The following is a 13396-nucleotide window of genomic DNA, read 5'->3' as shown; positions in this document are numbered from 1 at the left end:
CGGCCAAGGTCCAACACGTGAACACCAGGTATGTCGCCGAAAGGCACGGGTGATCATTCGCCAGGGAGGGCGACCAGGCGGTAGACCTCGAGCGGTTCGGCCTTGCCTTTGAGCTCCAGCAAGCCCAGGGACTCGGTGACGGCGTCGGGCAGGAGGGCCTTGGTCGCGGGGCCGATGGCGACGCCACCACCGGGGGCCTTGCCCTCGATGCGGGAGGCAACGTTCACGGTGTCGCCGATGACCGTGTGGGTGCGGCCGCCCTCGGTGCCGAGCAGGCTGACCGAGGCGACGCCGCTGTTGATGCCGACCCGGAACCGCGGCCACTGCGGGTGCGCCATCTGGACGGCCGTTGCCGCCTCCTGCAGCGCCAGCCCGGCCGCGGCGGCCCGCGCCGCGTGGTCCGGCTGGTTGCCGCGCTTGTTGAAGGTGACCATCAACGCGTCGCCGATGATCCGGTCGACGTCGCCGCCATGTCGTCGTACCACTGGAGGTACGACGACCTGGAAGTACGTGTTCAGCATCGCGGTGACCTCGGCTGAGTCGTGGCGCTCGGAGAACGTGGTGAACCCCTGCAGATCGGCGAACAGGACGCTCAGCTCCCGCTGCCCGGACACCGTGTCCTCGAGGTAGAGGTCCGCGAACCGCTCCTCGTACCACTGGATCCGTACGCCGACCACGACCAGGACGAAGGCGGCGAGCATCAGCACGTGCCACTCCCACCACGACAGCGCCCAGTTCCGGGCGAACACCAGCGCCACCATCGCCTCGGCCAGCAGGACGAACGCGGCGATCATCGACAGCAGCATCAGTGACGGGCGTTCCCACCACGTCCGCAGATACCGCCCGGCCGCGACTGCATAGAGGACGATGGCCGGTACGGCGAGCGCGCTCAGGATGCCATCGGCAACCTCCGGTACGGCGGTGTCGTGCAGCGGAGGCAATCGCAGTACCGAGGCCGCCGCCCACAACGCCATCAGCAACAGCAGCCCCACCCGGAGCCAGCGTCCCCATCGGACCGCGGAGACCGCCCGCTCGCCGGACAGGTTCAGGCTGGACAGGACCGCGAAGACCGAAGCCAGCGCGACGCCGACCGGTGTCGCGAGGGTGAACCCGGCGTTCGGGGTGTCGAGCAGCACCTTCGGCGTCGCCAGCGCGTGCAGCCCGAGAAACCCGGCCGCCGACAGGAACGCCAGCGACACCAACAGCACTCGAGGATCACCACGCCGGAGCGCCGCCGTACCGGTCAGATAAGCCAGTACGGCGCTCAGCGCAGCCGTCAGCAACACCAGCCAGAAATGGGCCGGGTGGTGCTCCCAATGCACATCCAACTGCGGTCGCCGCAACAGCAGGAGCAACCCCGCCGGCGGCACCAGCAGAACCAGCGCGGTCAGGACGATCATCGCCGGCGTGTAGACGAACCGCCGTTCAGCCATCCGCGGAGACCTTGAGGTGCGTGTGGATCTGGGACACCACGACCGAACCCTCGCCGACCGCCGACGCGACGCGCTTGACCGAGCCGCAGCGAACGTCCCCGATGGCGAAGAGCCCGGGCAGCGTCGTCTCGTACGGCTGCGGCGGTCGTGACTCGTTCCACTGTGGATCGGCGGCGGCATCCGACCCGCTCAGCACGAAGCCACGACCATCCCGGCCGACCTTGTCCGGCAGCCAGTCCGTCCCAGGTACGGCGCCGATCATCACAAACAGCCCGTTGGACGGGAGCGACTCCTCGGCACCGGTCAGCCGGTCGCGCACCGTGATGTGCTCGAGCCGCCCGTCACCGCCACCGCCGACGACCTCGCTGTTGGCCCGGACCGTCACGTTGGCCGCGGCGTCGATGGTGTCGATCAGGTACTGCGACATGCTCGAGGTCAGGTCGTTGCCCCGGATCACCAGAGTCACCTGGCGGCAGTAGCGGGCCAGATGCAGCACCGCCTGACCGGCCGAGTTCCCGCCGCCGACCACGCACGCGTCGAGCCCCTGCAAACCATGGGCTTCCGACACACTCGCGCCGTAGTACACGCCGTTCCCCATCAACTTCTCCAGGGACGGGACGTCCAGCCGCCGGTACGACACCCCGGTCGCCAGCACGACCGCCCTGGCCGTCACCTCACCCACGTCACCGATGACAGCGCGGAAGTGGTCGTCCCGCTTCTCCAGCGAGACGATCGACCGCATCAGCACGAAGTGCGCCCCGAAGACCCACGCCTGCTGGTATCCACGCTGCGCCAACTCGGAGCCCCGGATCCCACGCGAGAACCCGAGATAGTTCCGGATCAGCGAACTCGTCCCCGCCTGCCCGCCGATGGACTCACGCTCCACCACCAGCGTGCGCAACCCCTCCGACGACGCGTACACAGCCGCGGCCAGCCCACCCGGACCGGCCCCGATCACCAGGACGTCGAACGAGTCCTCGCCGTCGGCCAGCGTCGTCGGCACGCCCCACGCCTCGGCGATCTCCGCATCGGTCGGATCATGCAGTACGGCGCCTCCGACCGCGGGCATCCACACGAGGACCCCGTCACCGGGATCCGGCTCGTCGATCCAGCGCAGTGCGGCGTCCGCCAACGGCGAACCGCTGACCCGGAAGGCGCTCGGGATCCCGTTGCGCGCCAGCAGACTGCGGATCGCCTGACCACGGACCGAGTGGTCGGAGGCGATCACCACCACCTCACGCAGGTTCGCGACCTCGTACCGGGACCACTCCTGGATGAACTCCGCGACCGTCCGGTGGAACAGCTCGTCGCGCTCGATCCACGGCTTCAGCACGTAGTAGTTGATGTCGCCGACCGCCATCGCCGACAAGATCGCCGACGCCGTCGACCGGTCCGCCCAGGATCCCCACTCGATCAGCATCGCCCGGCGCGCATCGGGATGCAGCGTCCGCGACAGGTCGAAGATCGTGGTCCGTTCATCCTCGGCGATCGCGTGATCGACCAGTACGACGGCCACTCGCTGCTCCAGCTCGTGCGCGAGTTGTAGACAATCAGACGCTGCCGCGACGGTCAGCTCGCCTCGGACGCGGAAATCGACGCCGAACGCGCGCTCGAGCTCCGTCTCACTGCGTTCCAGCTGCATCGGATCCGCGTCGACGACCAGCAACAACGGCCGCGCCTCACGCAGGCTGGACCTACCCCCGGGTTCCCCTCCCATGCGTTCGACGGTAGGTGCGCCTCAACCGATGGGCAATGGACAAAACGTTTGAATCGCCGGTCCTGTCCGCCCCAGTGGGACAGGACCGGCGAGGTTCAAACGGTCAGTTGACGCTCACCGCGGACCACGCCGCGGCGACCACGGCGCGCTCGTTGCTGCTGGCGCCGTACAGGTCGGTGGCCGCGTTCAGCGTCGCGGTCCGGGCCTGCGCGTACGTCGTACCGGTGGTCATGTAGGTGGTCAGTGCGCGGTACCAGATCTTGCCGACCTTGGCGTTGCCGATGCCGGTGATGGTCGAGCCGTTGCAGGTCGGCGAGTTGTGCTGCAGTCCGCCGATCACCTTGGCGCCGCTGCCCTCGGAGGCGAGGTAGGCGAAGTGGTTCGCCACGCCGGAGGAGTAGTGCACGTCCAGGTTGCCGATACCGGAGTACCAGCAGTCGGGGGAGTTGCCGTCCTTACTCGGCTTGTCCATGTACCGCAGCGCCGGCCGGTCCTTCATGATCTCCTCGCCGATGTAGTAGTCACCCGGGTCGGAGGCCTTGTTGGAGTAGAACTCGACGAAGGTGCCGAAGATGTCGCTGGTCGCCTCGTTCAGGCCGCCGGACTCACCGGAGTAGGTGAGGTTCGCGGTCGCGGATGTGACGCCGTGGGACATCTCGTGACCGGCCACGTCGATCGACACCAGCGGACCGGCCACCACACCGTCGCCGTCGCCGTACGTCATCTGCTTGCCGTCCCAGAAGGCGTTCACGTAGTTCGTGCCGTAGTGAACCCGGCTCGGGACACCCTTGCCGTCGTTGAAGATGCCGTTCCGGTTGTGCTGGATCTTGAAGTAGTCCCACGTCGTCGCGGCACCGTAGTGCGCGTCGACGGCGGCGGTCTGCCGGTTGGTGTTCAGGCCGTTGCCCCAGTGGTTGTCCGCGTCGGTGAACCGGGTCGGCACCGGGCAGCCGAGGCCGAAGATCTGGCACCAGATCGAGTCGGTCTTGTTGTTCGCGTCGGCGGTGTAGCCGTTGCCGCGGACCGGGTCGGTCAGCGTGAACCCACCGGTGGCCGGCGTACTGTCGATCGGCACCGTCCCGCTGTACAGGCTCTGGCCGTCGCCGGTCGCTGTCTGGACGTGCTGCTCGGAGACGAGCTTCGCCCCGGTCAGTGCGTCGATGGTGGTGGTGATGTGGCTCGGCGTACCGTCCGCCTGGGTCCCGGCCGTGGTGACCAGGTAGGCCAGCCGAGGCGCACCCTTGCGGGCCTCGATGACCAGCGTCGGCTTGCCCTCGGCCCTCTGGCCGCGGCCGACAGCCTTCGAGGTGGCGGTGGCGATGCTGAGCTTCGGGGTCCGGCTGACGTCGGCGGTCCGGGTCAGGCTCAGGCTGGCACCTTTCCAGCTGCCGTCCTTGGCCTGGTGGACGACGACATCGCCGCCGAGCACCTTGAGCCCGCCGATGGTCCGGTCCATCCGGACGTGGCTGCTCCCATCCGGGTCGACGATGACGTCCCGTACGACGAACGCGTCGGTACCGGTGGCCCGCAAGGCGGCGAGATTGTCGCCGATCGCGGCTTTGGCGCGGGCAACCGCCGCGCTTGGGGTGGGGATCGGGTCTGCCGTCGGCGCACCGGTGGCGGTGGTGGCGCTGGTCAGCCCGAGGGCGGTTGCGGTCGCCACTGCGGTGGCAGCGGCGAACAGGGCGGATCTGTTCATCCTCGCGCTCCTTCAGAGGTGTCCCGGGGGCCTCACGCCCCAGGAACGAGGTGCAGGCACGTTACCGCTCGGTCACCTACCGTGGCCAGAGGTCGGGAAAAGTTGCCTTTCCCGCGCGCTCCCGGTCATTTTCCGAGCAGGCTCCAGCTTTTGGTCGGTCCCGGGCGATACCGTCACGCCATGGCGAAGACCACAGCGGTGATGATCCCCGCAGGGGACCGGGAAGTCCGCGTCACCAGCCCGGAGCGGGTGGTCTACGAAGCGACCGAGTGGACTCCGGAGGTCACCAAGCTCCAGGTCTGTGAGTACTTCATCGGCGTCGGCGCCGCGTTCATGCATGCATCGGGCGACCGCCCGGTGGCGCTGGAGCGCTGGCCCGGCGGCTGGCGAGAGGGGATGACGCTGTCCGTCGACGCGACCGGTCGGCAGACCGGCGACGGCTTCTACTCAAAGCGCCTGCCGAAGGGCGCCCCGGACTGGCTCGAGACCTGCAGGGTGCTCACGCCGAACGACCGCCCGATCGATGAGCTTTGCCTCACTGAGATCGGGGCCGCGGTGTGGGCGGCCCAGATGGGCACCCTGACCTTCCACCCGTGGGCGGTGCGCAAGAGCGATCTCGACCATCCGGACGAGCTGCGGATCGACCTCGACCCGCAGCCGGGGGCGACCTTCGCCGACGCCCGGCGGGTAGCCGGCATCGCCCGTGAGTTGCTCGAGGAGCTGGGTCTTCGCGGGTATCCGAAGACCAGCGGCAACCGGGGGATCCACATCTACGTGCGGATCCGGCCGGAGTGGTCGTTCGACGAGACCCGGCACGCGGCGATCGGCCTCGGACGGGAGCTGGAGCGCCGCGACGACGGCGTCACCACCGCCTGGTGGAAGGAGGAGCGCGGCGACGCTGCGGTGTTCCTCGACTTCAACCAGAACCTGCGCGACCGCACGGTCGCCGGTGCGTGGTCGCTCCGGCCGCGGCCCGGTGCGCCGGTCAGTACGCCCATGACGTGGGAGCGGCTGGCCGAGGTCGACGATCCGCGGGCATTCAACCTGCACACCGTCCCGGAGTACCTCACTGGTGGTGACCCGTGGGCGGATATGGACGAGACGGCCTACTCGCTCGACCCGCTGCTGCGGCTGTGGGAGGAGCTGCCGGGCGGGGAGCTGAACTTCCCGCCGGATTACCCGAAGATGCCGGGTGAGCCGCCGCGTGTGCAGCCGAGCAAGAAGGTCGCCGATCACTGGGACGACGAAGGCAACCGGATCGCGCCCTAGGACTGCCCCTAGATACTGCGGAGGGCGCCGCCGTCTATGGGGAGGATGGCGCCGGTGATGTAGGAGGCGGCGGGGGAGAGGATGAAGGCGGCTACGCGGCCGAATTCGTCGGGGGTGCCGTAGCGGCGGAGGGGGATGGTCTTTTCGGAGGCGCGGCGGGAGGCTTCGGGGTCGCCGCCCTTGGCGTCGAGTTCCTTGAGGCGGTCGGTGGCGATCCGGCCGGGCATCAGGCCGTTGACGCGGATGCCGTTCGGGCCGAGCTCGTCGGCCAGGGTCTTCGCGACCATCGCCAGACCCGGGCGAAGGCCGTTGGAGATGGCCAGGCCGGGGATCGGGGACTTCACCGACGACGACAGGACGAAGGCGATCGACGTACCGTCCGAACCGGCGCGGGCGACCGAGCGGGCGATCCGCAGTCCGCCGAGGAAGACGCTGTCGAAGGCGTTCCGCCAGTCCTCCTCGTCGGTGTCGAGGGCCGTCCCGGGGCGGGGGCCGCCGACGCTGATCAGGGCGCCGTGCAGCGCACCCCACTTGGCGATCGCGGTCGCGGCCAGTCGCTCGGCGCTCTCCGGGTCGGCGTTGTCGACCGAGATGCCGACCACGTTCTCGCCGAGCTCGGCCGCGGCGCGCGTGATCGACTCCTCGTTCCGGCTGGAGATGACGAGCCGGGCACCTTCCGCGGCCAGGGCCTTCGCAGTGGCGAAGCCGAGGCCGGCGCTGGCGCCGGTGACGATGTACGTGCGATCGCGCAGTCCGAGGTCCACGGGCACCATCCTGCCTCACCACACCCGATCTCGCACGCCGACGGCCAGTTGGTGGCCGACGGCAAGTTCTTTGACGAGGCACTAGTACGCCGACCGACGCAACGGAGTCTCGGTGCTGTTCAGATGCCAGGCGGTGTTGACCAGCCCGAGATGGGAGAACGCCTGCGGGAAGTTGCCCAGCATCCGGCCGCTGACCGGGTCGTACTCCTCCGCCAGCAGTCCCACATCGTTGCGCAGGGCAACGAGCCGGTCGTACAGCGCACGAGCCTCGCCGACCCGGCCGATCAGCGCCAGCGAGTCGGCCAGCCAGAACGAGCAGATCAAGAATGTGCCCTCGTCGTCGGCCAGCCCGTCGTCGACGTGTTGGGTGATGTACCGGCGGACGAAGCCGTCGTACGCGAGTTCCTTCTGCACCGTCTCGACGGTGCCGATCACGCGTGGGTCGTCCGGTGGCAGGAACCCGACCTGCGGGATGAGCAGCACCGCTGCGTCCAGCGCCTTGCTGCCGTACGCCTGGGTGAACGTGCCGCGGTCGGAGTCGAACGCCTTCTCGCAGACCTCCCTGTGGATCTCGTCCGCGGTCGCTCGCCACTGCGTGGCAGGACCGGTCATCCCGAATCGCTCGACCGCCCGCGCGGCCCGGTCGAACGCGACCCACGCCATCACCTTCGAGTAGGTGAAGTGCTGCCGGCCGCCGCGGACCTCCCAGATGCCTTCGTCCGGCTGGTTCCAGACGGTGGTCAGGTGCCGCATCAGGCCGCGCTGCATCGCCCACTGGTCGTCGCTCGGCCCGATCTGCGTCTCCCGGGCGAGGGCGAGAACGTCCATCACCTCGCCGAACACGTCAAGTTGCAGCTGATCCGCGGCCGCGTTCCCGATCCGGACCGGCTTGGAGCCGCCGAATCCGGGCAGCCAGTCCACCTCGAACTCGGTCAACCGTCGTTCGCCGGTCACGCCGTACATGATCTGCAGGTCGTTCGGCGAGCCCGCGATGGCCCGGAGCAGCCAGTCGCGCCAGGCCTTCGCCTCCTCGGTGAACCCGGATCGCAGCATCGCGGTCAGCGTCATCGTCGCGTCCCGCAACCAGCAGAACCGGTAGTCCCAGTTGCGCTCGCCACCGAGTGCCTCAGGCAACGAGGTGGTCGGCGCCGCGACCAGGCCGCCGGACGGCGAGTAGGTCAGCGCCTTCAGCGTGAGCAGCGACCGGGTCACCTCCTCCTCGAACCCGCTCGCTTCGGTGCAGTCGGCGATCCACTCGGTCCAGTACGTCTCGGTCGGCTGGAGCGCGGAGATTGCGTCGATCGCCCTCGGTACCGGCTCGTGCGACGGATGCCAGGTGAGGACGAACCAGGCCTGGTCGCCGGCCGACACCTCGAAATCCGCGTACGTCGCGAAGTCCCGCCCGTACTGGTGTACGTCGGACCGCAACGACACCGCGTCCGGACCGGCAATCGCCACCACCTGACCGTCGACCCTGCGGACCCACGGGATGACCTGTCCGTAGTCGAACCGCAGCCGCAGTTCGGACCGCATCGCGACCCGCCCGCTGAGGCCTTGCACGATGCGTACGACGTCCGGCGCCTTGTCACGCGGTGGCATGAAGTCGATCACCCGGACCGAGCCGGTCGACGTCGACCACTCGGTCTCGAGGACGAGCGTGTCACCGCGATAGTGGCGACTGCTCCGCGCGTCGGCATCGCGTGGAGCGATCCGCCAGTGGCCGTTGTCATCGGTGCCGAGGAGCGCGGCGAAGCAGGCCGGCGAGTCGAACCGCGGCAAGCACAGCCAATCGATCGAGCCCTGCTTCGACACCAGAGCCGCGGTCTGGGTGTCGCCGATCAGCGCATAGTCCTCAATCCGCCGCGCCGGCACGGACTTCGGGGCGGGCGGTGTCGGAGGAGTCGCCTTCGGAGGAGTCACCACCGCGTACTTCCTGTCGGGAGAAGTAGACCAGCCCGCCGAGGGCGAGCAGGGCGAAGAAGAACCATTGCAGCCCGTAGAAGAAGTGTGGCCCGTCGTCGATCTCCGGACCCGGGAACGCGCCGAACGCCGGGTCGTTCGCCGGCTCCTGCTTGTCGATGGTCAGGTAGCCGTCGTACAGGTCCAGGCTGAGGGCCTTGGCGAAGTCGGGTCCGTTGATGAGTCGCGCCGTACCGTCGTCCGGCGTACCGCCGGTGGTGTGCCCGCCGCGTTCGCTGCGCTGCAGGCGGCCGGTGATGGTCACCTCGCCGGTCGGTACGGCGGGGATCTTGAGCGGCGCGAGTTCAGCGCCCTGGCGAGCCAGGAACCCTCGGTCCACCAGCACGGCCTTGCCGTCGGGGAGCATCAGCGGGGTGACGATCTCGAACCCGGGCCGGTCGTTCACGTTCCGGTATCGCAGCACGATCTGCTTCGAGGCGTCGTACCGGCCGGTGACGACCGCCGTCCGCCAGGCGTGCTGGTCGCCGACGACTCCGTCCTGGCCGACGATCTGGTCGATCGGCGCCGGCGGCGCGGCCAGGTTGGTACGGGTGACGTCGTTGCGCGCCTTGCGCTCGTCGAGGCGGTGGAACTGCCAGCGACCGAGCTGGACGCACACTCCCGCGAGCACCAGAACCGCCAGTGCGGTGGCGATCCAGCGGACATTCATCAGACGACGCACATCTCGAACTTAAGCCATCCCCTGAAACAGTCGGTGCCCGGCACGTAGGCTGGAGCCGTGACAGCGACTGAAGAGGTGACTCAGCTGGGCCTGGCGGACAGGTTCGGCCGCGTCGCCACGGATCTGCGGGTGTCCCTGACGGACCGTTGCAACCTGCGCTGCTCCTACTGCATGCCCGAGGAGGGCCTGGACTGGCTGGCCAAGCCGGAGCTGCTCACCGACGACGAGGTGGTTCGTCTCGTCTCCGTGGCGGTCCGGCTACTCGGCGTACACGAAATCCGCTTCACCGGCGGCGAGCCACTGCTCCGCCGCGGCCTGGTCGGCATCATCGCCCGTACGACGCAACTGCTGCCACGACCCCAGGTGTCGCTGACCACGAACGGGATCGGCCTGGCCCGGCAGGCCCAGGCGCTCAAGGACGCCGGTCTGGACCGGGTGAATGTGAGCCTCGATACGATTCGGCCGGACACGTTCCAGCAGCTCGCCCGGCGGGACCGGGTCAAGGACGTGCTGGCTGGGCTCGAAGCGGCCCAGGCAGTCGGCCTGACCCCGGTGAAGGTCAACGCGGTGCTGATGCGCGGCGTGAACGACAAGCAGGCGCCGGAGTTGCTGGAGTTCTGCCTCGAGCACGACTACGAGCTGCGGTTCATCGAGCAGATGCCGCTGGACGCCCAGCACGGCTGGAACCGCGCCACCATGGTCACCGCCGACGAGATCCTCGCCGAGCTGTCCGAGCCGTTCGGGCTCGAGCCGACCGACGCGGCGGCCCGGGGGAGTGCGCCGGCCGAGTCGTTCACGGTCCGCGGCGGGCCGCAGACCGTTGGCATCATCGCGTCCGTCACCCGGCCGTTCTGCGGCGACTGTGACCGGGTCCGGCTGACCGCCGACGGCCAGGTCCGCGACTGCCTCTTTGCCCGGACCGAATCGGATCTGCGGACGGCGTTGCGTTCCGGCGCCGATGACCAGGAACTGGCCGACCGGTGGCGCCGGGCGATGCGGAACAAACTTCCCGGCCATGGCATCAACGACCCGAGCTTCCTGCAGCCGACCCGGCCGATGTCCGCGATCGGCGGCTGAACGCCAAACCGGCCCAATCCGGAAATGTGCTTTTTCGGTGCCGGGCCTTTACTCGGAGAAAGGCTCGACCTCGCGCAGGAATGACCGGCGGGCGAGGAAGTCGGACAAGCTGTCCTTGTGTTCGTCACAGGCCAGCCAGGTCTTGCGCCGGTCCGGCGTGTGGATCTTCGGGTTGTTCCACAGCAGCGCCCACTGCGCCGGCGCGCCGCAGCCCCTGGCAGAGCAGGTGGACGGCAGGGGCTCTTCGGTCATCACGCGAACCATTCCTGAGGGTGCAGGGGAATTGTTCCTGACCACTCAATAATCAAAACGATGGGGAAATGAAGCGACGTCGGACAGCCACGGGGGGAGCCGTCCGACGCCGCATCAAGTCCCTGAATTTCAGCCATGAACTTCAGAGCACGCGGGAGATTCTGACACGGATGGCGCAGAAGAATCCAGTCCCGGCACCGATCACTTTTCGGTGTCGATCTTCGCACCCGGATCAAGGTCCGGTTCGGGGTCTGGATCCGGCTGCGTGACGACACCGGGATGCGACCCGATCGCAGTGCGAGCGGGGGCGATGAAGGGGGCGGCGCTGGACACCGTCGTGGTCCGCTGTGCGTTCGCCAGCACCACCGCGATGTAGGGCAGGAACACGGCCGCGACGATGAACATCCAGCGCCACGGCGACGGGGTGAGGACGGCGAGCACGAAGCAGACGATCCGGATCGACATCATCCACGCGTAGCGAACGATCCGGCCTTCCAGATCCTCGGACCGGCCCGGCTGCGCACTCGTCACCGAGATGACGGCCTCGTCGGCCCGCTCACGGCGTTTCGACATCTATCCTCCTCACCAAGACCAACGGTACGCCGTGCCTGCGGCACGGGCGCAGCCAGGATGGAAGGGCTGCGTTGAATTGAGAGGACGGGCGAATGACCGACCGCACCTACCGCGTGACCGAGATCGTGGGGACGTCGAGGGAAGGCGTGAAAGAGGCGATCACCAACGGGATCAGCCGGGCCGGCGAGACGCTGCGGCACCTCGACTGGTTCGAGGTCACCGAGATCCGCGGCCACATCGTCGACAACCAGATCGACCACTACCAGGTGGGCATGAAGGTCGGCTTCCGCCTCGAAGACTCCTGATCTGCGAGGGATATCCGCGCGACTGCCGGGTTCTCCCCTCGTACACGGACAGAGAACCCATCGTTCGAGGGGATAACCCCTCGAACGATGGGGATGGCCGGCCGCGATAGCGTTCGTCCGACTGGTGTCGTGTGAGGAGGGCTTGTGAGCAGGTCGGTGTTGGTGACCGGTGGCAACCGGGGGATCGGGCTGGCGATCGCAACCGCGTTCCGGGAGGCCGGTGACCAGGTCGCGGTCACCTACAACAGCAGCCCCCCGCCGGAGGGCTTTCTCGCGGTGAAGTGCGACATCACCGACGCCGAGCAGGTGGACGCGGCGTTCGACCAGATCCAGGAGGAGCAGGGCCCGGTCGAGGTGCTGGTGGCGAACGCCGGCATCACCCGCGACACGCTGCTGCTGCGGATGTCCGACGACGACTGGTCCTCGGTGATCGACACGAACCTCACCGGTTCCTTCCGGGTCGCCCGGCGGGCCGCCAAGGGGATGCTGCGACTGCGCCGCGGCCGGATCGTCTTCATCTCCTCGGTCGTCGGCATGCTCGGCTCGCCCGGCCAGGTGAACTACGCGGCCAGCAAGTCCGGCCTGATCGGGATGTCCCGGTCGATCGCCCGGGAACTCGGCAGCCGCGGCATCACCGCGAACGTGGTCGCCCCCGGCTTCGTGGAGACCGACATGACCGCGGTGCTGCCGGAAGAGACCCAGAAGCAGTACATGAGCCAGATCCCGCTCGGCCGGTTCGGCCTGACCGAGGAGATCGCCAACGCGGTCCGCTGGCTCGCCTCCGACGAGGCCGGTTACATCACCGGAGCGGTGATCCCGGTCGACGGCGGCATCGGCATGGGCAACTAACTCACCTCTTGACTGACTGTGTTCGATTCTTAGGAGGGCATGCCGGTGGGCATCCTCGACGGTAAACGCATCCTGGTCGCGGGCGTCACGCTCGACTCCTCGATCGGTTTCGCGACCGCCAAAGTGGCGCAGGAACAAGGCGCCACCGTGCTGATCTCGAACTTCGGCCGCGCGCTGAGCATCACCAAACGGATCGCGAAACGCCTGCCGGTCGAGCCTCCCGTGCTGGAGCTGGACGTCACGAATGCCGACCACCTCGCGGCGCTGCCGGACGCCGTACGCGAGCATGTCGACGGCCTGGACGGCGTCGTGCACTCGATCGCCTACGGCAACCCGGAGACGATCCTGGGCGGCAAGTTCCTGGACGGTCCGTGGGAGGACGTGGCGCAGGCTGTCCACGTCTCGGCGTACTCGCTGAAGGCGCTCGCGGTCACCTGCGCGCCGTTGATGAACCGCGGCGGCAGCGTCGTCGGGCTGACGTTCGACGCGACCGTGGCCTGGCCCGGGTACGACTGGATGGGGGTGGCCAAGGCCGCCCTGGAGTCGACGAACCGGTACCTGGCTCGCGACCTCGGTGCCCAGGGCATCCGGTGCAATCTGGTCTCGGCCGGTCCGCTGAAGACCCTGGCCGCCAAGGCGATCCCGGGCTTCGAGAAGTTCGAGGAGCCGTGGCTGGACCGCGCCCCGCTGGGCTGGGACCCGTCCGACCTCGAGCCCACCGGGCGGACCATCGTCGCCCTGCTGAGTGACTTCTTCCCCGCGACCACCGGCGAGATCGTGCACGTCGATGGCGGCTACCACGCGATGGGAGCGTAGG

The 13396-nt window shown here is 68.5% G+C and carries 13 protein-coding genes; 5 read left to right on the top strand and 8 right to left on the bottom strand.

Annotation, left to right across the window (positions count from 1 at the left end; genetic code table 11):
- Positions 1-53: 53 nt before the first annotated feature.
- From V9K99_RS17550 to V9K99_RS17540, 3 genes are all read right to left on the bottom strand, one after another.
- Positions 54-1433: an adenylate/guanylate cyclase domain-containing protein gene (locus V9K99_RS17550; protein ID WP_336999879.1), complete on the bottom strand. Its 1380-nt coding sequence runs from the start codon at positions 1431-1433 to the stop codon at positions 54-56.
- On the bottom strand, positions 1426-3150 hold the full coding sequence (locus V9K99_RS17545) for an FAD-dependent oxidoreductase (protein ID WP_336999881.1): 1725 nt from the start codon (positions 3148-3150) through the stop codon (positions 1426-1428). Before V9K99_RS17545 ends, V9K99_RS17550 begins: the two co-directional genes overlap by 8 nt.
- Positions 3151-3253: 103 nt before the next feature.
- The gene (locus tag V9K99_RS17540; protein ID WP_336999883.1) at positions 3254-4849 is read right to left on the bottom strand and encodes a M4 family metallopeptidase; all 1596 of its coding nucleotides are present in this window, start codon (positions 4847-4849) and stop codon (positions 3254-3256) included.
- A 180-nt stretch (positions 4850-5029) separates the two neighbouring features.
- Between V9K99_RS17540 and V9K99_RS17535 the strand changes: the two genes are divergently transcribed.
- A complete protein-coding gene (locus V9K99_RS17535) occupies positions 5030-6118 on the top strand; it encodes a DNA polymerase domain-containing protein (protein WP_336999884.1) in 1089 nt (362 codons plus the stop codon).
- Between the two features lie 8 nt (positions 6119-6126).
- Here V9K99_RS17535 and V9K99_RS17530 read toward each other — a convergent pair whose 3' ends face one another.
- From V9K99_RS17530 to V9K99_RS17520, 3 genes are all read right to left on the bottom strand, one after another.
- Complete coding sequence (locus V9K99_RS17530; RefSeq protein WP_336999886.1) at positions 6127-6891, bottom strand: SDR family oxidoreductase; 765 nt, start codon at positions 6889-6891, stop codon at positions 6127-6129.
- Between the two features lie 72 nt (positions 6892-6963).
- Positions 6964-8805: a glycoside hydrolase family 15 protein gene (locus tag V9K99_RS17525; protein ID WP_336999888.1), complete on the bottom strand. Its 1842-nt coding sequence runs from the start codon at positions 8803-8805 to the stop codon at positions 6964-6966.
- Positions 8735-9523 carry an SURF1 family cytochrome oxidase biogenesis protein gene (locus V9K99_RS17520; protein ID WP_336999890.1) on the bottom strand — a complete coding sequence of 263 codons (789 nt, stop codon included), beginning with the start codon at positions 9521-9523 and terminating at the stop codon, positions 8735-8737. The genes V9K99_RS17525 and V9K99_RS17520 overlap by 71 nt, the downstream gene beginning before the upstream one ends.
- Positions 9524-9580: 57 nt before the next feature.
- Here V9K99_RS17520 and moaA point away from each other — a divergent pair, with 57 nt between their 5' ends.
- The gene (gene moaA / locus V9K99_RS17515; protein WP_336999892.1) at positions 9581-10600 is read left to right on the top strand and encodes a GTP 3',8-cyclase MoaA; all 1020 of its coding nucleotides are present in this window, start codon (positions 9581-9583) and stop codon (positions 10598-10600) included.
- 48 nt (positions 10601-10648) lie between these two features.
- Here moaA and V9K99_RS17510 read toward each other — a convergent pair whose 3' ends face one another.
- Together V9K99_RS17510 and V9K99_RS17505 are read right to left on the bottom strand one after the other, a co-directional pair.
- Complete coding sequence (locus V9K99_RS17510) at positions 10649-10852, bottom strand: hypothetical protein (protein ID WP_336999894.1); 204 nt, start codon at positions 10850-10852, stop codon at positions 10649-10651.
- 201 nt (positions 10853-11053) lie between these two features.
- Positions 11054-11425, bottom strand: a complete 372-nt coding sequence (locus V9K99_RS17505) for a DUF3099 domain-containing protein (RefSeq protein WP_336999896.1) — start codon at positions 11423-11425, stop codon at positions 11054-11056.
- A 92-nt stretch (positions 11426-11517) separates the two neighbouring features.
- Here V9K99_RS17505 and V9K99_RS17500 point away from each other — a divergent pair, with 92 nt between their 5' ends.
- The 3 genes from V9K99_RS17500 to fabI all read left to right on the top strand — a co-directional run bounded on the left by V9K99_RS17500 (position 11518) and on the right by fabI (position 13395).
- On the top strand, positions 11518-11730 hold the full coding sequence (locus V9K99_RS17500; protein WP_336999898.1) for a dodecin: 213 nt from the start codon (positions 11518-11520) through the stop codon (positions 11728-11730).
- A gap of 144 nt (positions 11731-11874) precedes the next feature.
- Positions 11875-12579 carry a 3-oxoacyl-[acyl-carrier-protein] reductase gene (fabG, locus tag V9K99_RS17495; RefSeq protein WP_336999900.1) on the top strand — a complete coding sequence of 235 codons (705 nt, stop codon included), beginning with the start codon at positions 11875-11877 and terminating at the stop codon, positions 12577-12579.
- 45 nt (positions 12580-12624) lie between these two features.
- Positions 12625-13395: an enoyl-ACP reductase FabI gene (fabI, locus tag V9K99_RS17490; RefSeq protein ID WP_442914697.1), complete on the top strand. Its 771-nt coding sequence runs from the start codon at positions 12625-12627 to the stop codon at positions 13393-13395.
- The last annotated feature ends 1 nt before the right edge of the window (position 13396 follow it).

The sequence above is a fragment of the Kribbella sp. CCNWLW201 genome (assembly GCF_037203805.1).
GTDB lineage: Bacteria > Actinomycetota > Actinomycetes > Propionibacteriales > Kribbellaceae > Kribbella.
This window is presented reverse-complemented; position numbering and strand designations above follow the sequence as displayed.

Bases quoted from the DNA above. Each gene is read 5' to 3' on its own strand.
- V9K99_RS17505 (WP_336999896.1), bottom strand. From the start codon at position 11,425: ATGTCGAAACGCCGTGAGCGGGCCGACGAGGCCGTCATCTCGGTGACG.
- V9K99_RS17540 (WP_336999883.1), bottom strand. From the start codon at position 4,849: ATGAACAGATCCGCCCTGTTCGCCGCTGCCACCGCAGTGGCGACCGCA.
- V9K99_RS17535 (WP_336999884.1), top strand. From the start codon at position 5,030: ATGGCGAAGACCACAGCGGTGATGATCCCCGCAGGGGACCGGGAAGTC.
- V9K99_RS17550 (WP_336999879.1), bottom strand. From the start codon at position 1,433: ATGGCTGAACGGCGGTTCGTCTACACGCCGGCGATGATCGTCCTGACC.
- V9K99_RS17530 (WP_336999886.1), bottom strand. From the start codon at position 6,891: ATGGTGCCCGTGGACCTCGGACTGCGCGATCGCACGTACATCGTCACC.
- V9K99_RS17510 (WP_336999894.1), bottom strand. From the start codon at position 10,852: ATGACCGAAGAGCCCCTGCCGTCCACCTGCTCTGCCAGGGGCTGCGGC.
- V9K99_RS17500 (WP_336999898.1), top strand. From the start codon at position 11,518: ATGACCGACCGCACCTACCGCGTGACCGAGATCGTGGGGACGTCGAGG.
- V9K99_RS17545 (WP_336999881.1), bottom strand. From the start codon at position 3,150: ATGGGAGGGGAACCCGGGGGTAGGTCCAGCCTGCGTGAGGCGCGGCCG.